The 24,776-nt window shown below is 74.3% G+C and carries 27 protein-coding genes; 12 read left to right on the top strand and 15 right to left on the bottom strand.

Features of this window, described 5'->3' with window-relative positions; translation table 11 throughout:
* Positions 1 to 126: 126 nt before the first annotated feature.
* From ACGF12_RS11570 to ACGF12_RS11560, 3 genes are all read right to left on the bottom strand, one after another.
* Complete coding sequence (locus tag ACGF12_RS11570; protein WP_380608578.1) at positions 127 to 705, bottom strand: TrmH family RNA methyltransferase; 579 nt, start codon at positions 703 to 705, stop codon at positions 127 to 129.
* Complete coding sequence (locus ACGF12_RS11565) at positions 702 to 1,346, bottom strand: class I SAM-dependent methyltransferase (protein WP_393028095.1); 645 nt, start codon at positions 1,344 to 1,346, stop codon at positions 702 to 704. The genes ACGF12_RS11570 and ACGF12_RS11565 overlap by 4 nt, the downstream gene beginning before the upstream one ends.
* 194 nt (positions 1,347 to 1,540) lie before the next feature.
* Positions 1,541 to 2,008, bottom strand: a complete 468-nt coding sequence (locus tag ACGF12_RS11560; RefSeq protein ID WP_393028094.1) for a carboxymuconolactone decarboxylase family protein — start codon at positions 2,006 to 2,008, stop codon at positions 1,541 to 1,543.
* A 181-nt stretch (positions 2,009 to 2,189) separates the two neighbouring features.
* On the opposite strand from ACGF12_RS11560, the gene ACGF12_RS11555 reads away from it, so the two are divergent.
* Positions 2,190 to 2,387 (top strand): hypothetical protein, encoded by a 198-nt coding sequence (locus ACGF12_RS11555; protein WP_387615921.1) that lies wholly within the window; start codon positions 2,190 to 2,192, stop codon positions 2,385 to 2,387.
* 11 nt (positions 2,388 to 2,398) lie between these two features.
* Here the strand turns inward: ACGF12_RS11555 and ACGF12_RS11550 are convergent, their stop codons facing one another.
* The gene (locus ACGF12_RS11550; protein WP_393028093.1) at positions 2,399 to 5,137 is read right to left on the bottom strand and encodes a lysylphosphatidylglycerol synthase domain-containing protein; all 2,739 of its coding nucleotides are present in this window, start codon (positions 5,135 to 5,137) and stop codon (positions 2,399 to 2,401) included.
* 238 nt (positions 5,138 to 5,375) lie between these two features.
* Positions 5,376 to 6,137 (bottom strand): SDR family oxidoreductase, encoded by a 762-nt coding sequence (locus ACGF12_RS11545; protein WP_393028092.1) that lies wholly within the window; start codon positions 6,135 to 6,137, stop codon positions 5,376 to 5,378.
* Positions 6,138 to 6,299: 162 nt separating this feature from the next.
* Here ACGF12_RS11545 and ACGF12_RS11540 point away from each other — a divergent pair, with 162 nt between their 5' ends.
* From ACGF12_RS11540 to ACGF12_RS11520, 5 genes are all read left to right on the top strand, one after another.
* Positions 6,300 to 7,244, top strand: coding sequence for a helix-turn-helix transcriptional regulator (locus tag ACGF12_RS11540; RefSeq protein WP_393028091.1), 945 nt, complete (start codon positions 6,300 to 6,302; stop codon positions 7,242 to 7,244).
* 34 nt (positions 7,245 to 7,278) lie between these two features.
* Positions 7,279 to 7,545: a UBP-type zinc finger domain-containing protein gene (locus ACGF12_RS11535; RefSeq protein ID WP_393028090.1), complete on the top strand. Its 267-nt coding sequence runs from the start codon at positions 7,279 to 7,281 to the stop codon at positions 7,543 to 7,545.
* Between the two features lie 120 nt (positions 7,546 to 7,665).
* Positions 7,666 to 7,938 (top strand): hypothetical protein, encoded by a 273-nt coding sequence (locus ACGF12_RS11530; protein WP_393028089.1) that lies wholly within the window; start codon positions 7,666 to 7,668, stop codon positions 7,936 to 7,938.
* Between the two features lie 211 nt (positions 7,939 to 8,149).
* Complete coding sequence (locus tag ACGF12_RS11525) at positions 8,150 to 9,385, top strand: serine hydrolase domain-containing protein (RefSeq protein WP_393028088.1); 1,236 nt, start codon at positions 8,150 to 8,152, stop codon at positions 9,383 to 9,385.
* A 70-nt stretch (positions 9,386 to 9,455) separates the two neighbouring features.
* Positions 9,456 to 10,433 (top strand): sigma-70 family RNA polymerase sigma factor, encoded by a 978-nt coding sequence (locus tag ACGF12_RS11520; protein WP_393028087.1) that lies wholly within the window; start codon positions 9,456 to 9,458, stop codon positions 10,431 to 10,433.
* Here the strand turns inward: ACGF12_RS11520 and ACGF12_RS11515 are convergent.
* On the bottom strand, positions 10,341 to 10,739 hold the full coding sequence (locus tag ACGF12_RS11515; protein WP_393028086.1) for an STAS domain-containing protein: 399 nt from the start codon (positions 10,737 to 10,739) through the stop codon (positions 10,341 to 10,343). The two genes, ACGF12_RS11520 and ACGF12_RS11515, sit on opposite strands and share 93 nt — an antisense overlap.
* A 113-nt stretch (positions 10,740 to 10,852) precedes the next feature.
* Between ACGF12_RS11515 and ACGF12_RS11510 the strand changes: the two genes are divergently transcribed.
* Positions 10,853 to 11,344 (top strand): NUDIX domain-containing protein, encoded by a 492-nt coding sequence (locus ACGF12_RS11510; protein WP_393028085.1) that lies wholly within the window; start codon positions 10,853 to 10,855, stop codon positions 11,342 to 11,344.
* 75 nt (positions 11,345 to 11,419) lie between these two features.
* On the opposite strand, the gene ACGF12_RS11505 is transcribed toward ACGF12_RS11510, so the two are convergent.
* The 3 genes from ACGF12_RS11505 to ACGF12_RS11495 all read right to left on the bottom strand — a co-directional run bounded on the left by ACGF12_RS11505 (position 11,420) and on the right by ACGF12_RS11495 (position 13,916).
* Positions 11,420 to 12,181 carry a Clp protease N-terminal domain-containing protein gene (locus tag ACGF12_RS11505; protein WP_393028084.1) on the bottom strand — a complete coding sequence of 254 codons (762 nt, stop codon included), beginning with the start codon at positions 12,179 to 12,181 and terminating at the stop codon, positions 11,420 to 11,422.
* Positions 12,182 to 12,289: 108 nt separating this feature from the next.
* A complete protein-coding gene (locus ACGF12_RS11500; RefSeq protein WP_393028083.1) occupies positions 12,290 to 13,027 on the bottom strand; it encodes a tyrosine-protein phosphatase in 738 nt (245 codons plus the stop codon).
* 151 nt (positions 13,028 to 13,178) lie between these two features.
* On the bottom strand, positions 13,179 to 13,916 hold the full coding sequence (locus ACGF12_RS11495; RefSeq protein ID WP_393028082.1) for a VC0807 family protein: 738 nt from the start codon (positions 13,914 to 13,916) through the stop codon (positions 13,179 to 13,181).
* 300 nt (positions 13,917 to 14,216) lie between these two features.
* Between ACGF12_RS11495 and ACGF12_RS11490 the strand changes: the two genes are divergently transcribed.
* From ACGF12_RS11490 to ACGF12_RS11480, 3 genes are all read left to right on the top strand, one after another.
* The gene (locus tag ACGF12_RS11490) at positions 14,217 to 15,062 is read left to right on the top strand and encodes an RNA polymerase sigma factor (protein ID WP_393028142.1); all 846 of its coding nucleotides are present in this window, start codon (positions 14,217 to 14,219) and stop codon (positions 15,060 to 15,062) included.
* Positions 15,059 to 16,123 carry a hypothetical protein gene (locus tag ACGF12_RS11485; RefSeq protein WP_393028081.1) on the top strand — a complete coding sequence of 355 codons (1,065 nt, stop codon included), beginning with the start codon at positions 15,059 to 15,061 and terminating at the stop codon, positions 16,121 to 16,123. The genes ACGF12_RS11490 and ACGF12_RS11485 overlap by 4 nt, the downstream gene beginning before the upstream one ends.
* A gap of 590 nt (positions 16,124 to 16,713) precedes the next feature.
* Positions 16,714 to 18,294: a protein kinase gene (locus tag ACGF12_RS11480; protein ID WP_393028080.1), complete on the top strand. Its 1,581-nt coding sequence runs from the start codon at positions 16,714 to 16,716 to the stop codon at positions 18,292 to 18,294.
* Between the two features lie 139 nt (positions 18,295 to 18,433).
* Here the strand turns inward: ACGF12_RS11480 and tatA are convergent, their stop codons facing one another.
* From tatA to ACGF12_RS11460, 4 genes are all read right to left on the bottom strand, one after another.
* Positions 18,434 to 18,715 (bottom strand): Sec-independent protein translocase subunit TatA, encoded by a 282-nt coding sequence (gene tatA / locus ACGF12_RS11475; RefSeq protein WP_393028079.1) that lies wholly within the window; start codon positions 18,713 to 18,715, stop codon positions 18,434 to 18,436.
* 208 nt (positions 18,716 to 18,923) lie between these two features.
* Positions 18,924 to 19,493, bottom strand: a complete 570-nt coding sequence (locus ACGF12_RS11470; RefSeq protein ID WP_393028078.1) for a methyltransferase family protein — start codon at positions 19,491 to 19,493, stop codon at positions 18,924 to 18,926.
* Positions 19,494 to 19,608: 115 nt separating this feature from the next.
* Complete coding sequence (locus tag ACGF12_RS11465) at positions 19,609 to 20,244, bottom strand: class I SAM-dependent methyltransferase (protein ID WP_393028077.1); 636 nt, start codon at positions 20,242 to 20,244, stop codon at positions 19,609 to 19,611.
* Positions 20,245 to 20,453: 209 nt separating this feature from the next.
* Positions 20,454 to 22,004: an MFS transporter gene (locus ACGF12_RS11460; protein ID WP_393028076.1), complete on the bottom strand. Its 1,551-nt coding sequence runs from the start codon at positions 22,002 to 22,004 to the stop codon at positions 20,454 to 20,456.
* 110 nt (positions 22,005 to 22,114) lie between these two features.
* On the opposite strand from ACGF12_RS11460, the gene ACGF12_RS11455 reads away from it, so the two are divergent.
* Positions 22,115 to 22,705, top strand: a complete 591-nt coding sequence (locus ACGF12_RS11455) for a TetR/AcrR family transcriptional regulator (protein ID WP_393028075.1) — start codon at positions 22,115 to 22,117, stop codon at positions 22,703 to 22,705.
* Positions 22,706 to 22,717: 12 nt separating this feature from the next.
* On the opposite strand, the gene ACGF12_RS11450 is transcribed toward ACGF12_RS11455, so the two are convergent.
* A complete protein-coding gene (locus ACGF12_RS11450) occupies positions 22,718 to 23,035 on the bottom strand; it encodes a cupin (RefSeq protein WP_393028074.1) in 318 nt (105 codons plus the stop codon).
* Positions 23,036 to 23,150: 115 nt separating this feature from the next.
* On the opposite strand from ACGF12_RS11450, the gene ACGF12_RS11445 reads away from it, so the two are divergent.
* Complete coding sequence (locus tag ACGF12_RS11445) at positions 23,151 to 23,417, top strand: hypothetical protein (RefSeq protein WP_393028073.1); 267 nt, start codon at positions 23,151 to 23,153, stop codon at positions 23,415 to 23,417.
* Between the two features lie 128 nt (positions 23,418 to 23,545).
* Here ACGF12_RS11445 and ACGF12_RS11440 read toward each other — a convergent pair whose 3' ends face one another.
* Positions 23,546 to 24,703, bottom strand: a complete 1,158-nt coding sequence (locus ACGF12_RS11440) for an acyl-CoA dehydrogenase family protein (RefSeq protein ID WP_393028072.1) — start codon at positions 24,701 to 24,703, stop codon at positions 23,546 to 23,548.
* Between the last annotated feature and the right edge of the window lie 73 nt (positions 24,704 to 24,776).

Below are 24,776 nucleotides of genomic sequence, written 5' to 3'. Positions count from 1 at the left end.
TATGGCAGAGATCCGCGGCGTGCGGAAACGGCGTGCGGAAACGGCGTGCGGAAAGCGGCGTGCGGAAAACGGTGGCGGGGCGGGCCGTCGGGCCCACCCCGCCACCGTTGTCGCCGTCGTACGGACCTACTCCTCGTCGCCGCCGAGGTCGCCGCCGAGGTCGCTGCCGTCCGGGGTGCCGCTGATCGCGTACCCCTGGCGGCGCGCCTCGTAGCAGGCCACCGTCGCGGCCGCCGAGACGTTCAGCGATCCGACCCGGCCCAGCTGCGGCACGAACACCACCTGGTCGCAGAGCGCCAGTGCCTCGGGCGTGATCCCGCGGTCCTCGTGCCCGAGGACGAAGGCCACCGCCGGGGTCAGCTCGGCGGCGAACATCGGCACCGCCTCGTCCGCCAGCTCCAGCCCGACCACCTTGAAGCCGTCCGCCTTCGCGGCCGCCACCGCCTCGGCGACGGTCGGGAAGTGCTCGACCTTCAGGTACTTGTCGGTGCCCATCGCGGCCTTCTGCGCACCGGACGAGCGCACCGACGGGGTGTCCCCGGTCAGGTAGAGCTTCTCGGCGCCCATCGCGGCCCCGGTCCGGACCACCGAGCCGACGTTGAACGGCGACTGCAGGTTCTCCAGGATCATCGCGAGCCGGAACTCGTTGCTGCGCCGCCACGAGCGGTGCAGACGCTTCAGTTCGGTCCCGCGCAACTGCTTCACGACGTGGTACCCCGTCCACTCTCGGAGCCCTCGCCCGCATCCGGGCGGGGCCGCGCTTCCAGAATCCGGAACCCGTTGACCGACGTGACCCGGGAGGTCGGGTAGCCCTGCTCGTTGAGCCACTTCTGCAGCGAGTCCGAGCCCAGGTGCTTCTGCACCACGAGGAACGCCGAGCCGTCCGGGGTCAGCCGGCCGAGCCAGTGCGTCAGCAGCTTGCGCAGCGCGGACTTGCCGATCCGGATCGGCGGGTTGGAGTAGATGGTGGCGAAGCGGACGTCCTTGGGGACGTCGTCCGGCAGCGCGGCCTGGACGTTGCCCAGCCGCAGTGCCTCGGCGTTCAGCCGCACCAGTTCGAGCGCCCGCTCGTTGACGTCCACCGCCCACACCGGCAGCCGTCGGCGCCGGGTCGCCCAGGTCAGCGCGATCGGGCCGTAGCCGCAGCCGACGTCCAGGATCGGGCCGCGCACCCGCGGCTGCGGGGCGTGCTCCAGCAGGATCCGGGTGCCCGGGTCGAGTCGGCTGCGGGAGAACACCCCGGCGTCGGTGGTCAGTTCCAGGGTGACGTCCGGGAGGGAGACCGTGATCGGCCGGCGCTCGCTGGCGACCTCGGGTGCACCGGTGAAGTAGTGCGAGCCGGACATGGACTTCCCGTCGTTCGTTGCGGCCGTCGTTCGCGGGGGCCGTCGTTCGTAAGGGCCTCGGGGCCACCGGGTGGGTGCGGGCGGCCCTGGGTACGGCACCGATCGTACCCCCGGTGGCCTGCGGCGCGTTCCGCGCGGACGCGGGGCCCGTCCCCGGACTCCCGTCCGCGGGGCGGTGCCGGTGCGGGCGGCTGCTACAGCGTGCCCGGGGTCTTGCGGGTGGCCACGTTGATCCGGTTCCAGGCGTTGATGGTGAAGCAGACCGAGATCAGCTGTGCCAGCTCCGCCTCCCCGAACTGCTCGGCGGCCCGGGCGTACACCGGGTCGGGGACCCCGCCGTCGATCCGCGCGATCTCCTCGGCCAGTGCCAGTGCGGCCCGCTCGCGCTCGCTGTACACCCCGGCCGGGGCCTCGTGCCAGACCGGCAGCAGGTAGATCCGCTCGTCGGTCTCGCCGGCCTTGCGGGCGTCCTTGGCGTGCATGTCCAGGCAGTACGCGCAGCCGTTCAGCTGCGAGGTGCGCATCTGCACCAGCTCGACCAGCGCCGGGTCCAGGCCCTCACGGGCGGCGGCGTCCAGGGCGATCATCGCGCGGAACACCTTCGGGGCGGTGCGGGCGTAGTCGAGGCGGGCGGGGGCGGCGGTGGTGCCGTTCGTCGTCATGGCTACGACCCTAGGCGCGGAATGCACCCATTTCCTGGGTCATTGAGCCACCTGTTTCGTGGGTCAATTCTGCTCGAGGCAACACGCCGGAGCGGCCCCGGCGCATCGCGTCCGGGCGCCCGGCGGCGGATACTGCCAGTACCGCCACCCGTGAAGCCTCCGAACAGCGAGGACGGACGCCATGCCGCAGAATCACGAGGACTACCTGATCGACGAGGTCGTCGAAACCGTCGAACCCGACGACGAGGAAACCACCGGCGGCGAGTACGACGAGGTCGCCGAACGCCGGGCCCTCGGTGCGGACCCGGCCACCGATGTCGCGGACGCCGCCGAACAGAGCCGGGTGGTCCAGCTCGACGAGGACGACTACCGGGAGTAGGACCCGCCGTCCTACAGCGCCTTGCGGCGCTGCAGCCAGGTCATCGCCGCCCAACCCGGCAGCACCGGCAGGATCAGCGTCAGCAGCCGGAACAGCACCACCGCCACCGTCGCCCCGCCCTTCTCCATCGACGCGGTCAGCTCCAGCCCCCCGGCCAGCGCCAACTCCACCGCGCCTGCCCCGCCCGGGGTCGGCGCCGCGTTGCCCGCTGCGTTGCAAACCAGGAACACCACCGCCACCGAGGCGAAGGACGGCACCCGGCCGACCGCGCGGATGCAGCAGTACAGGCAGGCGATCAGGCAGAGCGACACCAGCAGCTGCCCGGCCACCCCGACGGCCAGCCGTCCGGGGTTGCGCAGCAGGTCCAGCAGCCGGGGCAGCACCTCGGCCGTCAACGGCCGCAGCCGCGCCGCCAGCCACCGCCGGGCCGGCCGGATCGACCACACCACCGCCAGCAGCACCGCGGCCACCGCCAGCCCGGCCACCACGGGGGGCAGCGCCTCCAGCTCCGAACCGCCCGGCCGCGCGTCCACCAGGTAGACGAAGGCCCCCAGCTGCAGCAGGTGCAGCACCAGCCCGATCAACTGCCCCACCCCGACGCTGGACAGCGCCTGCGCGGTCGGGATGTTCGCCTGCTGCAGCAACCGGGTGTTCAAGGCGATCCCGCCGACACCCCCGGGCGACACCAGCTTCACGAACGCCCCGGCCAACTGCGCCAGCACCGCGTTGCGGAAGTCCAGCCGCTCCGGCACGAACCCGACGAATCCCATCGCCGCCGCCACATGGCTCAGCCCCGCCGCCACCAGCGCCAGCACCAGCCACCACGGATCGGCGTCGGCCAGCGCCGCGACCGGATTGTCCTCCGCCGCGAAGAACTGCGGAATCAGCAGCCATCCGGCCACCACCCCGCCCACCACGGCGAGCAGGGTCCGCGGCCGCAACCGCTCCAACCGCACCGGCCGCCCGACCACCTCCGGCCGCCCCCGCACCACCTCCGCGCGGATCTCCTCCAACAATCCCCCGGACGTGTCCTCGGCGCTGCGGGGGCCCTGGGGCTGCCCGTCGGCGGCCGTGGCGGATCCGTTGCGGGACGCGGTCACCAGCGCGGGGGCCGACCTGTCGGCTCCGGCGCCCGGCTGCGCCTGGTGCGTGCTCTCGGTCGGCGCCGCGGCGCGGGGCGCGGGTACGGGGGCGTGTCCGCCGCCGCCGTGACCCGGCTGCGGCGCGGAGCCCGCTGTGCCGACTCCGGCGCCCGGCTGGGTCGCGGGTCGCAGATCGGCACGCCCCTCGGCCTCGGCCGCCGCGGTGGCCGAGGCCGTGTCCGCCTGGTCGCCTGGCCGTCCCGGCACCGCAGTGGCCGAGGCCGTGTCCTGTGCGGCGGCGGCCTTCGGCTGCGCGTGGTGTTTGAGGGCCTGGCGGGTGGTGCGGGCGAGGGCGATGGGTTGGAGGAGCGGGAGGGCGGCGGCGACCGGGTCGGGGCCGAGGACGGCGGTGGCGGTGTGGACGGAGCGGGCGGCGCCGGTGCGCAGGGCGAGGGTGGTGAGGAGCTGGGCGATGTCGCAGCGGAGCACGAGTTCGCTGGCCGCGATGTCGCCGTCGGCGAAGTCGACCAGGTGGACGGCGCCGTTGTCGTCGATCAGCACGGAGGTGGGGACCAGGGCGCGGTGGGCGATCTCGCGGCGCTGGAGGAGGGCGAGTTGGCGCCAGGTGTCGGCGAGGAGGCCGTCGGTGATCTCCTCGTCGGCGAGCTGGTCCAGGGTGCGGCCGGCCAGGTGCTCGTACGCGATGAGGGCGGTGTCGTGGCCGAGGCCGGCCGTGGCGGCGATGCGGCGGGTGCGGACGCCGGCGGCGAGGGCCGCGTAGGTGACCAGCGCCTCGTGCTCCAGCCCGGTGCGCGGGGAGCGCAGTGCACGGGGGTGCGGGGCGGTGCGCAGCCGCAGCCGGCGCCAGGCGCGCCGGACGGCGGCGGCGGTGACGGCCTGCCGGTCGAGCAGCTGGACGTCGAGTTCGGGCCACCCCTCGGCCTGCCGGATCCGGTAGCGGTCCGGCCCGACGGGGAGGGCCTCGACCGGCCGCTGCCCGCTGTCCCGCAGGGCCCGCAGCACCTCGCCGGGCCGGGGCCGGGGGTCCGGGGTGCCGACGGCGTACAGGGTGAGGTGGGCGCCGGTCCAGCCGATGAGCAGGCCGAGCAGCAGTGCGGTGGGGGTGGCGTAGCCGCCGGCCAGTCCGGCGAGGCCGGAGAGGGCGAGGACGGCCCAGGGCAGGCGCCGTTCGCGGCTGCCGGAGGCGGTCATGAAGGCGAGGACGGGCGCGAGGTAGCCGTAGACGGGTTCGGTGTGCGCGAGTACGTCGGCGGGCAGCCGCTGGGTGAGCGCGGCGACCAGTGAGGCCGGGGCGAGGTCGTCGGCCCACAGGTCGAGGACGAGGGTGGCGCCGTACGCGAGGACGGCGGCGAGCAGCCCGTCGGAGACCTGTTGGAGGGCGCGCCGCCGGTCCGGGCCGAGCAGCCGGCGGACGGCGAGTCCGACCGGCAGCAGCAGGACGGCGGCCGTGGTGAGCCCGCCGGCGAGGCCGGCCAGGGGGCGCGGCACCAGTGCGGCGGCTTCGGCGACGTCGGCGGCGAAGCCCCCGGTGGTGGCGCGGGCGTAGTCGGCGAGCAGCAGGGTGACCGCGATCGCGAGCAGGCCGGTGAGCAACCGGAGCAGGGCGACGGGCTGCCGGATCCGGCCGGTGTCGGTGAGCGGCCGCATCCGGGGCGGCCGGGCTTTGGGCCGGCTGTCTCCGGGCTGCCCGGCCCCGGGCTCCCGGGGTCCGGGCTCCGGCGTTCCAGGCTGCCGGGGTATGCCCCCACCGGTATCCGTTCGCCCGGTGGAGGAGGCACCGCCGCCGCCCCCGCCGGTGTCGTCGTTCGCTCTCCCCGTCACGATCGCCACGGGTGGCATGCTCCCATGCCACCCGTGACCCCGGAACGGGGATTCCGCGCGGCCGCTACGCCTGCCGGGTCGGCAGCACCACCTGGTGGCGCAGGTTGACGTGCCGCGGCCGGCTGACGGTGTAGGCGATCAGGTCGGCGATGTCCTCCGCGCCGAGCGCCGGGATGGCGGCGAACATGCCGCCGAGCTGTTCCCGCAGCACCGGGTTGTCGATGTGCCCGCCGAGCTCGGTGTCGGTCAGGCCGGGCTCGATCGCGCTGACCCGGACGTCGCGCGGGCCGAGTTCGCTGCGCAGGGCGGCGGACAGCTGGGTGAGCGCGGCCTTGGTGGCGCCGTACACGGCGTAGTCGGGGAAGGCGACGTGCGAGGCGATCGAGGAGACGTTGACCAGGTCGGCGGTGCGGCCGTCGGCGGCGGCCGCGGTGAGGTCCTCGGTGAAAGCGCGGACGATCCGCAGCGCGCCGGTGAGGTTGGTGTCGACCATGCGGGTCCACTCGTCGATCCGGCCGTCGGCGAGCGGGTTGGGCAGCATCACCCCGGCGTTGTTGACCACCAGGTCGATTCGGCCGTACGCGTCGTGGACGGCCTTGGCGGCGGCGTCGACCGAGGCCTGGTCGGTGATGTCGGCGGTGACGGCGAGGGCCTGCCCGCCGGCTGCGGCGATCTCGGCGGCGAGCGCCTCGATCCGGTCGGTGCGACGGGCGAGCAGCGCGACCCGGGCGCCGTCGGCGGCGAGCAGCCGGGCGGTGGCGGCGCCCATGCCGCTGGCGGCTCCGGTGACGACGGCGGTGCGGGTGGCGAGGGCGGGGTAGCTCATCGGGGGCTCCTCGGGAGGATCGGGCTGACGACGACCACTCTGGGCACGCCGCGCACGTCCACCCAGGGCCGTGCCCCTCCTGGGACAGCCCAGCCCGGGAACTCCCTTCCTGGGAAAGCCGGTACCACCCTCGCGCCGCACCCCGCGATTACGCTGCCTGCCATGGAGAACACCCTGGGGGACTTCCTCCGCTCGCGCCGGGCCCGGATCCAGCCGGAGGACGTGGGCCTGCCCTCGCACGGCCGCCGCCGGGTGCAGGGCCTGCGCCGGGAGGAGGTGGCGCAGCTCGCGGGGGTCAGCGTGGACTACTACGTCCGGCTGGAGCAGGGCCGCGGCGGCAGCGCCTCGGACGCGGTGCTGGACGCGGTGGCCCGGGTGCTGCGGCTGGACGGGACGGAGGCGGCGCACCTGCGTTCGCTGACCCGACCGCCGAAGGCCTCGGCGGCCCGGGTACGGGGCGCCCAGGAGGTCCGCCCGGGGACGCGGCTGCTGCTGGACCTGATGACCGGGGTGCCGGCCTTCGTTCTGGGTCGCCGGATGGACGTCCTGGCCTGGAACGCGCTGGGCGACGCGGTGAGCGGCTTCTCGGCCCGCCCGGACGTCGGGCCGCGCTCGGAGGCCAACCCGAACGCCGCGCCCAACCAGGCCCGGCACGTCTTCCTCGACCCGGCTGCCCGCGACCACTATCGCCAGTGGGACGCCGTCGCCTCGGAGACCGTCGCCTTTCTGCGCCGGGACGCCGGACTGCACCCCGAGGACCCGGCCCTGACCGCGCTGGTCGGCGAACTGTCGCTGCGCAGCGAGGAGTTCCGCCGGCTCTGGGCGGACCACCTGGTCCGGGACAAGAGCAGCGGCAGCAAGCAGCTGCGGCACCCGCTGGTCGGCGAACTCGACTTCGGCTACGAGACCCTGGACGTCAACGGCTCCCCGGACCAGGTCCTGGTCGTCTACACCGCCCAGCCGGACTCGCCCACCGCCCAGAAGCTGGCCCTGCTGGCCAGTTGGACGGCCGCCGACGCAACACCCGGTACGGCACCGGGCGCAGCCCCCGACACGAGGCCCGGCACGGCACCGGGCGCGGCCGCCGGGACCCCGGGCGTCTCCTGAGGCGACCCGGCCCGGGCCGTCATAGCCTTCGACCATGAGCGCCTGCGAAGACCTCGCCATGGCCCCCCGGGACATCGAGCCCCTCCCGCCCACCGACGGCTGCGCCGACTGCCTGGCCCAGGGGCGCCGGGACTGGGTGCACCTGCGGGTCTGCCTGGACTGCGGCCACATCGGCTGCTGCGACTTCTCGCCGCAGCGGCACGCCACCGCACACTTCCACGACACCTCCCACCCGGTGATCCGCTCCTATGAGCCGGGGGAGGACTGGCGCTGGTGCTTCGTCCACGAGGTCATGGGCTGACCGGGGCGGGGGCCGTCCCGGTGGCACCGGCCCACAACCCGGATAAAATCCGGACATAACGCCCGTGCGGCCCTCCGGCTCGGTATCCGTCCGGCCGTGGCCACCGAAGGGAGGCCGACGATGACCAAGCGAACCCCGGGCAGCACCGCCAAGCTCCGCCAGGGCACCCAGGACCTGCTGGAACGCCGGGGCATGGCGAGCACGCCCAGCAGCCTCGGACCGAAGCCGCACACCGCGGCCATGTCCTCCTATGGCGCCGGGTACCTCTCCGGCGACGCCTTCCGCCACGGCGGGCGCGACGCGGCGACCTCGGCGATGCACGCCGCACCGTCGATGCACGCGGAACTCAAGGGGCATCGGCACCGCGGCGCGGAGAAGCACTCCGCCCACTGACCGGCGGCGCCCGACGCCGCCCGACGGCCCCGCGGGGGCGGATGCCGCGACCCGGGCATCCGCCCCTGACGCATGATCAGGGGCGTTGTCCGGGGCGTCTCCGGGCTGTCTCCGGGCGTTCCCCGATGTCGCGCGCGGCCGCTCTCCCGAAGACTCGGTCCCGTCCGAGCCGCCGCCCCCTCCGGGCGCATCGCCGTTGGAGAGTCCCCGCATGAACGCCCCCACGCCCAGCCGTCGTTGGACCACCCTCGCGGCGGCCGGCGTGCTGCTCGCCGCCGTCACGGTCGGCGCCGCGTCCCCCGCCCTGGCCGCCGACGCCCCGCCGGCCGCCACCGCCGCCGCCACCGCGACGTCCCGACCCGGCCCGCTCGACCGGGACGCCCTCGACGCGGCCGTCCACACGCTCCCCGGCGACATCACCGGAGCCCTGGTGCGCACCGCGGGCCCGGACGCCCGCTGGCGCGGCACCTCCGGGGACGACGTCCCGGCCGACGCGAGGTTCCGGATCGGCAGCATCACCAAGGTGTTCACCGCGACGGTGATGCTCCAGCTCGTCGCCGAGGGCAAGGTCGACCTGAACGGCACCGTCCAGCAGTACCTGCCCGGTCTGCTCCCGGCCGACTACCCGCCGGTCACCGTCGGGCAGTTGCTCGACCACACCAGCGGCCTGCCCGGGGGCGGCGGCATGACCTCCGGGGACGGCAGCACGGGGTGGTTCGCCGCGCACAAGGCGGACGGGTTCACCCCCGAGCAGGTGGTGGCCGACATGCTCACCCAGCCGATGAGCTTCCCGCCCGGCACCGCCCAGCAGTACAACGGCAACAACTACTTCATCGCCGGCATGGTGATCGAGAAGGTCACCGGCGACACCTACGCGAACCAGGTGTGGCAGCGGATCACCCGCCCGCTCGGCCTGCACGCCACCTACGTCCCGGACGCCGACGACCTCGACATCCGCGGCCCGCACGCCACCGGCTACGTGGACGTCAAGGCCGCCGACGGCAGCACCGACCGGGTGGACGTCACCGAGCAGAGCCCGTACCCGTGGGCCGAGGGCGGCATGATCTCCTCCGCCGCCGACCTGGAGCACTTCTTCGGCGCCCTCTTCCGCGGCCGACTGCTGCCGCCCGCCCAGCAGGCCGAGCTGTTCGACGTCCCGGACCTGCCGAACCACCACAACAAGAGCTGCGACATCGGCCCGACCGCCGGGCACGCCTGCTTCAGCAAGGGCGGCCTGCTGCGCGCCGTCCTGCCCAACGGCACCGAGGTCTGGGGCAAGACCGGCTCCCGCCCCGGCTACACCAGCGCGGTCTTCGCCACCCGCGACCTCTCCCGCACCGTGGTGGTCAGCCTCAACCCGACCGGCATCGACGGCCAGGAGGCCCCCACCCAGTGGAAGTTGATGACCACCGGCTTCGGTTCCGGTCAGGAGTACGGCAAGCAGTGACCCGACTGTCGGTGCCGTGCGCTAGGTTCCTGTCGGCGCATCAGAACACGGCAGGACGACGGGGGCGGCCATGACCGAGGTGATCACGGAGGAGCCGGTCGAGCTCCAGTTGGAGCGGTACCGCACGGAGTTGACGGGCTACTGCTACCGCATGCTCGGCTCGGTCTTCGAGGCCGAGGACGCGGTGCAGGAGACCATGGTCCGGGCCTGGCGCGGGCACAAGGGCTTCGAGGGCCGGGCAGCGCTGCGCTCCTGGCTGTACCGAATAGCCACCAACGTCTGCCTGGACGCGTTGAACGGTCGGAGCGCCCGGGCCCGCCCGATGGACCTGGCCGGGCCGGTGACGGTGGCCACCGCGAGCGGCACCCAGCTGCCCGAGGTGACGTGGATCGGCCCCGCGCCGGACGGCCGGGTGCTCCCCGAGACGGGGGACCCGGCCGAGGTGGCCGCCCAGCGCGAGTCGGTGAAGCTGGCCTTCGTCGCCGTGCTGCAGCGCCTCGCGCCCCGGCAACGGGCGGTGCTGATCCTGCGCGAGGTGCTCGGCTGGAAGGCCGCCGAGGTGGCCGAACTGCTCGGCGTCACGGTGGCCTCGGTCAACAGCGCGCTGCAGCGGGCCCGCGCGGTGCTCGCCGCGGACGTCTCGGCCGTCCGCCCGGCCCCGGCACTGGACGCGGACCACCGCGCGCTGCTGGACCGATACGTCCGCGCCTTCGAGGCGTACGACATGGACGGCCTGGCCGCGCTGCTGCACGAGGACGTCACGCTCAACATGCCGCCGTTCGCGATGTGGCTGCAGGGGCAGGACGAGATCCGGGCCTGGATGCTGGGCCCGGGGCACGGCTGCCGGGGCTCCCGGCTGCTGCCGGTGACGGCCAACGGCGGGCCGGCCTTCGCCCAGTACCGGCCGAGCCCGGCGGGCGGGCACGAGCCGTGGGCGCTGATCGTCCTGGAGGTGTCAGAGGGGCGGATCACCGGCTTCACCAACTTCCTGGACACCGACGTGCTCTTCCCGCTCTTCGGCCTCCCGCCCCGGCTGGACGCCGAGTAGCCACGCCGGCTCCGCGAGTTCCGGTGGTGCCGCGAGTTCCGTCGGCCCCGCCGGCTCCGTCAGGGCCGCCCACTCCACGAGTTCCGCGAGGTCCAGCGGATCCGCCGCTCCCGGCAGCAGCGCCGAGAGCCCGCTGAACGCGAGCAGCTCCCGCAGCGGGCCGCCCGCGTTCAGCAGCACCAGGCCGACCCCGTGCCGGGCGGCGGCCAGCCGCAGCCGGGCGAGGGCGTCGACGACGGCCAGGTCGGGGGCGGTCAGCGCGCCCAGGTCACAGGTCAGTACGGCTTCGTCCGGTGCGGTCCTCATACCGGTTGGACCCTCGGGAGGGCGCGGACTCATCGGTCCGGGGCGGATCCGCGTCGGATCGTCCGATGGCAGAGTGGGGGCGACCGCACCCACCCTGCCCGAGGAGGAACACAGTGACGGCCGAGCCCTTGAGGTCCCGCGAGGAATGGTTGGCCTCGCTGCCCCGGATCTACGCGGCGGCGGGCTGCCTGCTGCGCGACGAGTCCGGCCGGATCCTGATCGTGAAGGCGGGGTACCGCGAGCACTGGCAGTTCCCGGGCGGGACGATCGACCTGGGCGAGGGCCCGGTCGAGTGCGCCGCGCGGGAGTTGGAGGAGGAGACCGGCATCGTGCGGGAGGCCGGCGAGCTGCTGGCCGTCTCCTGGACCCACCCCTCGGGCGAACTGGACCACCCGGCCGAGCACTTCATGTTCGACTTCGGCACCGTCCCGGACGGCACCCCCGTGACCGTCCCGGCCGGTGAGTTGGACACCTACCGCTGGGCCCCCGTCGAGGAGGCCCTGGAACTGCTCGGCCCGGCCCGTTCGGCCCGACTGCGGGCGGCGCTGGAGGCGGTCGTCGACGGCCGGGTCCGGATCGTCACCACCCACATCTCCGGGTTCTAGCGCGCGGCTGACCGGCAGCGCACGGAAATGCCCTGCCCCGGAGGGGAGTTCCGTCCGGGGCGGGGCGCCGGTTCCTCACCGCTGCCGCTCGGCCTCCGCGTCGCGGGCGGCGATGATGGCGGCGATGGCCTCCGAGATGAAGGTCTCCGCCTCGGGCTTGTCCACCTTCAGCCCGGTGAGCACACCCTGCCCGTTCTCCCACTCCAGCAGCGCGAGCAGGATGTGCTCGGTGCCGACGTAGTTGTGTCCGAGCTTGAGCGCCTCGCGGAAGGTCAGCTCCACCACCTTCTTGCCCTGGGCGCCGTACGGGATCAGCGCCGGCACCGCCTGCTCGACGGCGGCCGGCAGGACGGCGGTGGCCGCCGTCCGGACGGCCTCCGGGGTGACGCCCTGGGCGGCGAGCGCCTTGAGCCCGATGCCCTCGGGCTGGGCGAGCAGGCCGAGCAGGATGTGCTCGGGGGTGATCTCGGCGTTGACCGCCTGCCGGGCCTCCTCCTGCGAGGCCACCATGACCTTGCGGGCCCGGGGCGTGAACCGGGAGAAGCCCTGGCTGGGGTCGAGGTCGGCCAGGGTGCCCGGCTCCTTGGGGACGAAGCGCTTCTGGGCGGCCTGCTTGCTGACGCCCATGCTGCGGCCGATGTCGGTCCAGGAGGCGCCGGAGCGGCGGGCCTGGTCCACGAAGTGGCCGATCAGGTGGTCGGCGAGGTCGCCGAGGTGGTCGGCGGCGATGACCGCGTCGGAGAGCTGGTCGAGCGCGTCGACGTGGACCTTCTTGATCGCGGCGATCAGGTCGTCGAGGCGCAGCGGAGTGGTGTTGGGAACAACGGGATTCTCCATGCGTCAACCATAGGTTGTCGATCCATGATCGTCAACCATCGGTTGACGCTACCCGTGAGTAGTGTCCCTGCGGCCCGGGCCGGGCCCCGCGAGGTCCTCGGCCGGGCCTCAGGCGGCGGGCAGCAGTCGGTCCCGGACGGCGGCGATCTGGGCCGGCGTGGCCCCCGCCGCGAGCAGGTGGCCCGCCGGGTCGAGCCCGTCGAGCGTGGACTCCAGGACGGCCTCGGCGGTGGTCCCGGCCTCGACCAGCACCGCGTCGATCCGCTGGTACGGGTCCGGCAGGCCGAGCATCCCGTAGAGCGGGCGGACGTTGGGGCCGCTCAGCAGGTAGTCCTCGGCGATCGCGGCCCGGTCGACCCCGGCCAGGGCGAGCAGCAGCAGGGCGGCCAGGCCGGTGCGGTCACGGCCGGCGCCGCAGTGCACCACCAGGCCGCCGGGGCGGGCGCCCGCGATCGCGGCGATCAGCGCGACGGCGGCGTGCGGGCAGTGGTCCAGGTAGGGGCGCAGGGCCAGCGGGGTGCCGTCCAGTCGGCCGTAGGTGTCCCACCAGGCGGAGCCGGCCAGTTCGTCCAGCGGGACGCGGATCAGCTCGACGTCCTCGGGGAGCGGGAGGAGCGGCTGGTACTCCTCGGCGTCGCGCAGGTCGACCACGGTGCGGACACCGTGGTCGAGGAGGGCGTCCCAGCCCTCGCGGGTGAGGCGGTCCAGGTTGTCCGCCCGGACTACCGCCCCGCGGGCGGTCAGCCGACCGGAGGCGGTGGGCAGGCCGCCCAGGTCGCGGACGTTCAGGCAGCCGTCCCAGACGAGGGTGCGGTCCTCGGTGGTGGTCAGCGCGTTCGTCCGCATGATGGGCTCCCCGGTTCGTCGTTTCGGGGGTCCCGTTACCCCCTCGTTATAAGGACTCCCGGGGGATTCCGATGGTTCCTGACTGTTCGAATCGTCGGAACCGGCAGTTCAGGCGGTTGTCGATGTCCGGTCGTCTGGCGGTTCGGACGGCTCAGGCGGCGGTCGGGTGCTCGGCCTCGGCGCTGACCAGCTTCTCGATCGGCTCGACCGCGATCTGACCGAGCATCGAACCGCCCACGATCGCGCCGATCAGGAACACGGTGGACAGCCAGGCCATGGTCGAGACCGGCAGGGTGAAGGCGCCGACCACCCGGGCCACGCACTCGGCCAGCAGCGCGGTGCCCCAGATCCCGGCGAACACCCGCTCGTGGCGACGGAACGCCCGCGAGGCGGCCGCCCGGCCCTCGACCAGTCGCTGCCAGGCGCCGGCGCGCTCCCGGTTCCCCTTGGTGACGAACGGCATCAGCATCGGGGTCATCACCGGCCGGCCGACCAGGGCCGAGACCAGGATCGCCAGCGCCACGGTGCCGCTCAGCCCGCCGTCCTTGGCGATCATCATGCGGGCGTCGCCGGTGACGAAGGTGAGCGCCAGGCCCGCCAGGTTGACCACCAGCATCAGAGTGGCCCACAGGTTGAGCTTGCGCTCGCTCAGCAGCCCGAGAACGGTCCGGCCGGCCGGGAAGGCGCTGCTCCAGGCCAGCGCGGCGAACTCGCTCAGACCGCAGACCGAGTGCAGTACGTAGTAGCCGGCCAGCGGGGCGGCCACGTCGAGGGCGAGCGGGCGGAGCCCGGAGAGCAGCGGGTTCGGCGCCTTGGTGTGCGCGGCGCCCTGGGCCGGAGAGGTGGCGGGGGCGGTGGTGTCGGCGGCGCTGACGGTCTGGCTGCTCATGGTGGGTTCCTCCCCGACTGGTGGCCGCGGGCTCCGGCCCGCGTCGTGCCTCCAGTCTTTCCGGCCGACCCCCCGTCAGAGCAGTGCCGTCCGTTGCCTGATCCGCATGACAGTTGTCACGGTGCGCCCCGTGACACACCCTCCGACCTGCACGTTCCCAGGGGGCGACGTACGGCTCGCGGCCCAGCGCGTCCAGGGGCGGACGGCGGCGACGGCGTCGTCCGGGTCGAGCGGCACCCGGCGGGTGCCGTCCGGCGGGCTGAAGGTCCGGCGCCGACCCGTTCGCCCGGATGGCGCATGATGTGGCGGGTGCAGAGTGCAGAACGCCCCGGAGCGGGCACCGGCAGCCCCCTCGGCCGGTCCGGACCAGTCCCTCCCGCCGGCCCACCGCGGGGCCCGGCCCCCGCTCCCCCCGACCTGACCGAGGCGGTCCGCGCCGCCCAGGACGGGGACGAGGAGGCGTTCCGGCTGCTGTTCCGGACCGTCCAGCCGGGTCTGCTGCGCTACCTGCGGGTGCTGGTCGGCGGACGGCCCGAGGACATGCAGGACGCCGAGGACATCGCCTCCGAGGCCTGGCTGCAGATCGCCCGCGACCTGCGCGGCTTCTCCGGCGACGGGGAAGGCTTCCGCGGCTGGGCCGCCACCATCGCCCGCAACCGCGCCATGGACCACCTGCGCGCCCGGCGCCGCCGCCCGGTCGCCGACCTGCCCTTCGAGTACCTGGTCGAGCTCGCGGCCGGGGACGACACCGCGGGCGCCGCGCTGACCACCGTCGGCACCGCCGACGCGCTGGCGCTGATCTCCCGGCTGCCGCGCGACCAGGCCGAGGCGGTGCTGCTGAGAGTGGTCATGGAGCTGGACGCCGAGAGCGCCGCCCAGGTGCTCGGCAAGCGGGCCGGCAGCGTCCGGATGGCCGCCCACCGGGGGCTGCGGCGGCTGGCCAAGCTGCTGGAGCAGCCGTTCGCCTCCGGGGCCGGCATCCCGGCTGCCCGCCGGGTCGAACCGGGGGCCGGAAAGCAGCCGTCGGGCCCGGTGAAGGAGTCCGCGGGGGAGTCCGCGAAGGAACCCGCGAAGAGATTCGCGAAAAAAAGTTCTCCGCAGGGTGTGACAGAACGCCGGGCCGCGACGCTGAAGGACATGAGATGAGCACCAACCGATCCCGTCGGATCGACCGTGATACCGCCGAGCAACTGCTCGGCGGTGCCGTGGGCGGCCCGTCGGCCGGGCAGGACGCCTCGCTCACCGGACCGGACGGTCCCGGGCACGTCGCCCGGGTGCTGGCCGCGGCCGCCGCCCCGGCGACGGCGGCGGAACTGGCCGGGGAGGAGGCCGCACTGGCCGCGTTCCGGGAGGCGAGTCTCACGCCCGACCCCGTAGTGACCCCCGTCCGGAGACGATCGATGGCAACCGCCGCGCTGGCCAGGGCCTTCAGCACGAAGGCCGCTGCCGCCGTGCTCGGAGCCACCGCGCTGTGCGGGGTCGCGGTCGCCGCCGGCACCGGCAACCTGCCGTCCCCCCTGAGCGGCGGCCCGTCCGAGCCGGAGCACACGGTGGGCGTCCCGACCGGTTCGACCGGCACCCCGTCGGGCGCGTCCGCCTCCGGTACGGCCGGCACGGGCTCCGCCTCCTCGACCCCGTCCGGGTCCGCCAGGCCGTCCGTCGGCGCCTCCGGCGGGCCGCAGGCGGCCGTCCCCTCCGACACCGCCGCGCCCGGCACCCCCACGGCCGACGGACACGGCGCCCGACCCGTCCTGCCGTCCGCGATGGTCCCGCTCTGCCAGGGCTTCGCGGACCGGACGGGCAAGGGCGAGCGCCCGCACCAGCTGGCCGCCGACCCGTTCTTCGCCCAGCTGATCGCGGCGGCCGGCGGGGCGGACCACGTGACGGACTACTGCAACGGGGACCTCGGCCAGCCGGGCGGCGACCACCAGGGCGCCACCGGACAGCCGGGCACCCCCGGCCGTACCGACCCCGGTACGGGCAACGGCAACGGCAACGGCTCCGGGACCGACGGCAGGAACGGCGCGGACCCCGGCAAGGCCAACGCCAACGGCGGCGGCACCAACGGCCAGGACAGCGGCGGTAGCGGCGCCAAACCCGGCAAGGGCGGCGTGACCGTCCCGACCCCACCGGCCGCACCCACCCCGCCGGACATCCGTCCGAGCAGAACCGTCCCCTCCGAGGACGACCAGTCGGCCCGGAGATGACCCCCAGAACTCCGGGTGGGCGGCGAGCGACTCCCCCCGGGCTCGTCGCCCACCCGGACTGAACCACCCGCACCACCCGCACCACCCGCAGGACGCACAACCACCCGAAGACCCCGGGTGGCCGGTCGGCTCCCCCGTGCCCGCCGTCCACCCGGCCGGCCCCGGCCGGCCCGGCAGGCGCTCACCCCGGATGCGCCCCCGGCCCGGCGGGCCCGGAACGTGCGGCCCGCCCGCCCGCAGTCAGGGCGGGCCGCACCCCCGCGCCGGCGGGGGGGGGGCCGCTGCCCGGTGCCCCGGGCGCCCCCCCCCGTGCGCCACACCCCCCCCCCCCCCCCCCCCCCGCCGGGGGGGGGGGGGGCCCCCCCCCCCCCCCCCCCCCCCCCCCACCCCCGGTGCGAAGCCCCTCCGGGGCCCTCAGCGGTCCCTGCCCACCCGCGCCCGTCCTCCCGAGGGCCACCCCCACAACATCCCCCCGTCCCGCCCGGAACCCCGCCCCGGCCCCCGACCATCCCCAACGACGAGGCGGCTATCGTGCACAGGTGCACGACGCGGCCCGGAACCCCGGGCGCCGCACGTGAGGGGAGTTGCAGGTGATCGGACGGGCGCTGAACGGGCGTTACGAACTCGTCGAGATACTCGGCGTCGGCGGCATGGCCACCGTTTGGCGCGGCGTCGACCACGTGCTGGGCCGCCAGGTGGCCGTCAAGGTCCTCAACGGGGGCCTGGCGGACGATCCCCGCTTCGCCGAGCGCTTCAGCCGGGAGGCCCAGCACGCCGCGATGCTGGTGCACCCGAGGATCGTCATGGTCTTCGACTCCGGCGTGGACCAGGGCACCCCGTTCATCGTCATGGAGCTGGTCCAGGGCCGTTCGCTGGCCGCCGTCCTGGCCCAGCAGCCGCAGCTGCCGGTGGAGCGGGCGGTGGGGATCGCGGCGGCGGTCTGCGAGGCGCTGACGGTGGCGCACGCGGCCGAGCTGGTGCACCGGGACATCAAGCCCGGGAACATCATGATCACCGACGACGGCGGCGTGAAGGTCGTGGACTTCGGCATCGCCAGAGCGGGCTCCTCCAACAACCTGACCCAGACCGCGAGCGTGCTCGGTACAGCCGCCTACCTCTCGCCCGAGCAGGCCACCGCCTCCGCCCTGGACGGCCGCACCGACCTGTACGCGGTCGGCTGCGTGCTGACCGAGATGCTCACCGGTGAGACCCCGTTCACCGCCGAGACCCCGGTGGCGATCGCCTTCAAGCACGTCAGCGAGCAGCCCCTGCCCCCGTCCGTACGGCGCCCCGGTCTGCCGCCGGCCCTGGACGCGGCCGTGCTGCGCCTGCTCGCCAAGAACCCGGCGGAGCGACCCGCCGACGCCGCCGCGGCGCGTGCCGAGCTGCTGGGCACCGTCCCGGGCCTGGCCGTCGGCGACCCGACGGCGGAGCTGCTCGCCACCACCGCAGCCGCCACCCAGCTGCTCCCACCGGTCGCCCCGCAGCACCCGAACCAGCAGCACACCACCCTGCTGCCGCCCCACCTGCCTCACTCGTCCCAGCCGCCCCGTCCCGCAGCCGCCGCCACCTCGGTGATGGCCCCGATCCCGACCGCGCCACCCGTGCCCGCCGCCCCGTCGGCCCCCGCCCGGAGCCGCCGCAGCAAGCCCCTGGTCCTCGGCGCCCTCGGCATCGCGGGCCTGGCCGGGGTCGCCGCCCTGGCCCTCACCGCCTTCGACGAGCCGGCCGGCACCGCCGCCGCCACCAAGGCGCACCCCGCCGCCACCGCACCCAGCAGCGCGGCGGCCGGGACCCCGACGCCGACGACGCCCCCCGGCGCCGCCCCCACCACGGCCGCGGGTCTCCCCGCCCCCACCCAGGCCGTCCCGCGCAACCAGCCCGCCGCGCTGCAGCTCCAGTCGTTCCGTCAGGCCGTCGCCCAGGCGCAGATCACCAAGGAGCGCGACCGCCAGACGGAGCTGCTGCAGATCCTCGACGACGCCGCCGCCCGCCTCAACGAGGGCAACCCCGACGACGCCGCCCAGGAGCTCAAGGGCGCCCAGAAAGTGATCAAGGACCTGGGCAAGAAGCACGCCGTCGACGCCCCCACCTACGCCAACTGGAACGCCCGCCTCTCGGCTCTCTTCGCCACCCTCCACGCCACCGCAGGCGACCCGCAGGACGACTGACGCCGCGCCCGGGCGGCCCCGTGCCGGCGATCGGTTCCCGCGTCCCGGGTGTCTCCGACCTGCCGCGCGCGGTCGCCCCCGGACAAGCGTCGAGCCCCTGGTGGGGATCCACCAGGGGCTCGACGGGAGCTTGTGCGACTCAGGCGGTCGTCTCGGGGCGCGTCGCCTCGGTGGCCTTGGTCACGTTGGTCGGCGTGACGGCCGGACGGTCGGCGGGCTGCTGCGGGGCGGCCGTGCTCTGGGCGGTGCCGGCCTCCGCCGAGGGGTCCTCCTCGCGCATCGCCTTCGTCTCCGCCTTCAGGATGCGCATCGACTTGCCGAGGCCGCGCGCCATCTCCGGCAGCTTCTTCGACCCGAACAGCAGGATGACGACCGCCAGCACCACGAAGATGTGCCAGGGCTCAAGACCGTTCCGCAGCATCCCTGGCCACCGGTCCCTTCTTGTCTAGAGTCACGGGGGGCGCTAGCGCCCATGCTCGCCAGTATGCCTGGACCTGACGGCGAACGGATACACCGGCCGGGAAACGCTGGCCAAAAACCGGGTGCCGTTCAAGCGGATCATGGGTGTGGGCGGTCGTGTCCCGGGCGGTTCGGTGTGCCGGCTCACATCCGTACCGGCGCCGGTGCGATCAGTAGACGAACGGCACCAGCCGCTTCGAGACCGTACGGTACTGCGCGTACGCCGGGCCGAAGGCCGACAACAGCAGCCGCTCCTCGGCGGCGATCCGCCAACCGTACGCGCCGAGCAGCAGTGTGACGACCACCAGGGCCGCCGCCCAGCCCGCCGTACCGAGCGCGTAGCCGCCCCAGACCAGCAGGCTGCCGGCGTAGCCGGGGTGTCGGATCAACCGGTACGGGCCGGTGCGGACGACGTGCTGGGTGTCCACGGTGCGCAGGGTACGGGTGTAGTAGCGGCCCAGGGTGCGCATGCCCCAGGCCCGCAGCGCCAGCCCGGCGGCGATCAGGGCGACCCCGAACCAGCCTGCCCAGGTGGGCAGTTCGCCGATCGAGGCGCGGCTGAACAGCACCACGACCAGGGCCGACGCGAGGTAGCAGCCGATCAGCAGCCGGGTCGAGCCGCGGTCGCGGTCGTCCGCGCGCCAGCTACCGGTGGCGGCGTCCTCGCGGCGGCGCAGCAACAGCTCGTAGCCGATCCAGCAGGCGAGGCCGAGCACGGAGAGGAGGGACGGCAGGGACATGAAGGCTCCTGACGGTCGTGGTCACCCCTTCACGGTCCTCCGGCCGGCCCGCCACGGCACGCACCCGGGGGTGGAAGCTCCGGCGTCCACCCCCGGGTGGACGGTCATCGGCCGGTCACCGCGGGCGCCGCGCCAACAGGTAGCCACGCCGGGTGGGCGCCTCCTCGGGCAGGCCCTCCCGCTCCAGTCGCGCCTCGACGGCGAACCCGGCCTCGGCGAGGCGGGCGGCGACGGCGTCGGTCCCCCGGAAGTGGAAGTCCACGTCGACCCGGTGACCCCACCACTCCTCCATCCGCCGCACCTCGTCGCCCAGGTGGAAGGAGACCAGCAGCACCCCGCCGGGCCGCAGCACCCGCCACATCTCGACGAAGGCGGGCAGCAGCTCCTCCGGCTCCAGGTGGATCACCGAGTACAGCGCCACCGCGGCCGCGAACTCCCCGTCGGCGGCCGGCAGCGCCAGCAGGTCGCCGGTGCGGAACTCCGCCTTCGGCTGCTCCCGCCGGGCCAGCTCGACCATCCGGGGCGACAGGTCGACGCCCACCACCCCGGCCCCCTGCTCGGCCAGCCACCCCGCCACGTGCCCCGGCCCGCATCCCAGGTCGGCGACCACCCCGCCGGCCGCCTCCTCCACGACCACCCCGAGCAGTGCCCGGTCCACCACCTTGTACGCCAGCTCGCCCCCGATCCGCCCCAGGTACTCCTCCGCCACCGCGTCGTAACTCCCGCGCACCCGCCCGTGACCAGTCGCCATGACCCCACCCTGACACGCCCACCCACCCCGGCGCCGGGCCTTTCCCCACCCGCCTCCGAGGCGATCCCGAGCCCGCCCGCCGCCCCGGCCCTCTCCTCACCCCTGCGCCTGCGCCGCAGGGGTGAGGTTGCCCCCGGATGGCGGAGAGCCCCCGCCCGGGATGGGCGGGGGCTCTCGATGACTCGCGTGGGCCGGGGCCGTCGGGTGGGTCAGGCGGCAACCGCCTCGGGGGCGGGGGCCGGGGTGGCGGCCGGGAGGTGGCGGAGGAGGCGGTGGGCGAGGAGGGCGGCGCCGAGCGCGAAGAGGAGACCGACGACGGCGGCGACGTGCAGGCCGTCGGTGAAGGCGTTGCGGGCGGTCTCCAGCAGGTCCGTGCCGAGCTGTCCGGGCAGGTGGGCCGCGACGGCGACCGCGCCGCCGAGGGTGTCCCGGGCCGTGTCGGCGGCCTGGCCGCCGACGCCCGTCGGGAGGGCGCCGTCCAGCTGGTGGCGGTAGACCGCGGCGCCCGCCGCGCCGAGCAGGGCGATGCCGAGCGAGCTGCCGAGTTCGACGGCGGTCTCGGAGGTGGCGGAGGCGGCGCCGGCCTGCTCGACGGGAGCGGCGGAGACGACCATCTCGGCGGTCATCGTCATGGTCCCGACCGTGCCCGCGGCCAGCACGCCCGCCGCGGTGAGGATCAGCGCCAGCGGCGAGTGCGCGCCGACCTGGGTCATCATCGCGAACCCGGCCGCGCCGACCAGGAAGCCGCCGCCCATCAGCGCCGCCGGGCGGACCTTGCCGGCCAGCGCGGAGCTGATCCCGATCGCCGCGCCGACGCCGACGCTCGGCACCAGTGACCAGAGCGAGGCGGTGAACGGGCTCATGCCCTTGACCAGTTGCAGGTACTGCGAGGTGAAGAGGGCGAAGCCCATCATCGCGAACATCGCGAGGGTGTTGACGCTGATCGCCCCGCTGAAGGTGCGGATCCGGAACAGGCTCAGGTCGATCAGCGGGCTGGCGGCGGTGCGCTGGCGCCGGACGAACGCGGCGGCGATCAGCAGCCCGGCGACGACGGCGAGCGCGGGCGGCAGGCTCCAGCCGTCCACGGCGAGGGTCTTGATCCCGTAGACCAGCGGCAGGATCGCGGCGAGGGAGAGCACGGCGCCGGGCAGGTCGAAGCGGCCGGTGCGGGCGGCGGTGCGGTACTCGGGGAGCAGGACGGGTGCGGTCAGCAGGACCAGGACCATGACCGGGACGGCGAGCAGGAAGGCCGAGCCCCACCAGAAGTGGTCGAGCAGCAGGCCGCCCGCGACCGGGCCGAGGGTGGCTCCGGCGGTGAGCATGCCGCCCCAGGCGCCGAGGGCGATCTGCCGCTGCTTGGGGTCGTGGAACATGTTGCGGATCAGCGCGAGGGTCGAGGGCATCACGGTGGCCCCGGCGGCGCCGAGCACGGCGCGGGCGGCGATCAGCTGTTCGGCGCTGCCGGACCAGGCGGCCAGCAGCGAGGCGCCGGTGAAGCCGGCGGCGCCGATCACCAGCAGCCGGCGGCGGCCGATCCGGTCGCCCAGCGCGCCCATCGTGATGAGCAGCCCGGCCAGCAGGAACGAGTACATGTCCATGATCCACAGCTGCTGGGTGCCGCTGGGCGCCAGCGTGGTGGAGATGTACGGGACGGCGAAGAACAGCACGCCCATGTCCATGGACAGGACGAGCGTGGGGAGCAGGAGGACGGCCAGGCCGATCCATTCGCGGCGGCCTGCGCGGCCGGTGGTTGCGGTCATGGGGAAGATGGTACGGACGTGCCAGACGCTTGTCTAGTACGTATGTGTAAATCGATTGTCCTAGACGTGCGTGCAAGACATCTGTGCAGTCCTTCCGTAGGATCAAGGGCATGGGAAACCGCGAAGACCTGATGGCCGGCGCCAAGCGCTGCCTGTACGAGAAGGGCTACGGGCGCACCACGGCCCGCGACATCGCGAGCGCCTCGGGCGTCAGCCTGGCCGCGATCGGCTACCACTTCGGCTCGAAGGACGCCCTGCTCAACGCCGCGATGATCGAGGCGATCGGTGAACTGGGGCAGGCCCTGGGGGCGGTGGTCGTCGCCGCCAACCAGAGCTCCGGCGACCCGGAGGAACGCTTCGCCGCCGCCTGGGAGGGGCTCAAGGGCGTCTTCGCCGAGCACCGCGGGCTCTGGGCGGCCCAGTTCGAGGCGCTCGCCCAGGCCGGTCACGAGCCTGAGCTCGCGCAGGCCCTCGCGGAGGCACAGAAGGAGGGGCGGCTCGGGCTCGCCGCGCTGTTCCAGGGGTTGCCCGAGGTGCCGGACACCGAGGAGGAGCTCGCCCGCGGCGCCTTCTACCAGATCCTGCTGGCCGGGTACGTCGCCCAGTGGCTGGCCGCGCCCGAACTGGTACCCAGCGGGCAGGAGTTCCTGCGCGGGCTGCGGCTGGTCAGCGGCAGCGTACTGGGCACCACCGCGGGCTGACGGCGGCCGCCGTCACGCGGTGACGGCCGTCAGCAGCACCACCGAGTCGACGTGGGCGAGCAGCCCGTGCCGCTCCTGCGGGACGGGTTCCAGCTCGCCGACGGACAGTTCCGTCCGCCGCCCGGCGATGGTCAGCGAGACCCGGCCGCGCAGCACCTGGACGCTTCCGGCGGTGGGCGGGGTGTGCTCGTCCAGCGCGGTGCCGGCGGTCAGCGCGATCACGGTCTGCCGCAGCACGCCGTCGTGCAGCACCAGGTGGGCGCTGCGGCCGTGCGGGCTCTCGGCCGCCAGGGCCGCGTGCTCCACGGCGAGCTGTTCGAGATCGGGCATCGCTCCTCCTCACCCCGTGCCCAGGGTCGCGGACGCGCTGTCGAAGCGCACCCGGAGGGGCCCGGAGCGGGTCGCCCGAGGTGCAGCCCCCGCCGACTGCCCCCATCGTGGAGGCATGGCGACCAACGAGAGAATCCTGAGCGGGGTCCAGGTCAGCCGCTCGATGCTGGCCGGCGGCCTGGTGCTCACGGGCATCGGCTCGATGCTCGGCGCGGCCGGGGCGGCGATGGTGTGCGCGGCGCTGCTCACCGCCGGCCGCAACTGGGTGCGCAGCCTGGAGACCCCGCCGACCGCACTCGCCCAGCGGGCCCTGCGCGAGGCCAGGGTGGCCTCCGCGGCCGGCTGGGAGGCCTGGCGCGCGGAGCACGGCTCGCCCAACTGAGCCGGCTCGCCCAGCTGGGCCTGCTCGCCAAGCCGGGCGCGTCCGCCCGTACGGGACGGGCGCGGCGGGCCGTCATGGGGGTACGGCCCGCCGCAGCTTGGAAATCCTCCAGTGCTCCTGCAGCGCGCCTACAGTCCCAGCGACTTGGCGACGATGCTGCGCATGACCTCGCTGGTGCCGCCGTAGATCCGGAACACCCGGTTGTCGGTGTAGAGCCGGGCGATCGGGTACTCCAGGATGTAGCCGTAACCGCCGTGCAGCTGAAGGCACTTGTCGATGACCACGGAGGCCGACTCGGTGCAGAACAGCTTCGCGGCGGCCGCGTCCGCGACGCTCAACTCGCCGTTCTGGTACAGCTCCAGCGCGCGGTCCACCATCGACTGCTGCGCCATCACCTGGGACTCGCAGTCGGCCAGGGTGAACTTGGTGTTCTGGAACTCGGCCACCGCCTTGCCGAACACCTTGCGCTCCTTGACGTACTGCACCGCGAACCGCACCGCCGCCGCGGCCGACGCGTACGCGCTGACGGCGATCGCGAGGCGTTCCTGCACCAGGTTGTGGGTCAGGTAGGAGAAGGCCCTGCCCTCCTCGCCGAGCAGGTTCTCCACCGGCACCTTGACGTCGCTGAACGCCAGCTCGGCGGTGTCCGAGGTGCGCAGGCCGATCTTCTGCAGCTTGCGGCCGACGGTGTAGCCCGGCGACGTGGTGTCCACGCACAGGATGGACAGGCCGGCCCGGCGGTTCTCCGGGTCGTACGGCGAGGTGCGGCAGACCACCAGGACCAGGTCGGCCAGCACGCCGCCGGTGATGAAGGTCTTGGCGCCGTTCAGGACGTAGTGGGTGCCGTCCTCGGAGAGCCGCGCGGTGGTGGTGATGCCCGCGAGGTCGGAGCCGGCGCCCGGCTCGGTCATCGCGATCGCGGTCATGATGTCGCCGGAGACGAAGCCGGGCAGCCAGCGCCGCTTCTGCTCCTCGTTCGCGTACTCCAGCAGGTACGGCAGCACCAGCCCGGTGTGCACGCCGGAGGAGCCGAAGCTCACGCCCGCCCGGGCGGTCTCCTCGGCGGTCACCGCCTGGTACTTGAATCCGCTCTCGCCCGCGCCGCCGTACTCCTCCGGCACCTCGATGCCGTAGATGCCGAGTTCGCCGAGCTGGCGGTAGAAGTCGCGCGGCGGGTGGCCGTCGGTCTCCCAGCTCTCGTAGACCGGGACGACCTCGTTGGCGATGAAGTCCCGGATGGTCTCCCGGAAGGCCTCGTGGTCCTCGTTGAACACGGTGCGGCGCACGGCGGCGCTCCCTTCGACGGTGCCGGCCGGAGTACCGGCCACGGCGGAACGGCCCAGGTGGTGGCCCGACAAG

Source organism: Kitasatospora sp. NPDC048296 (assembly GCF_043201815.1).
Classification (GTDB): Bacteria; Actinomycetota; Actinomycetes; order Streptomycetales; family Streptomycetaceae; genus Kitasatospora.
The sequence above is the reverse complement of the archived record's forward strand: the minus strand, read 5'-3'. Positions and strand labels throughout refer to the sequence as shown.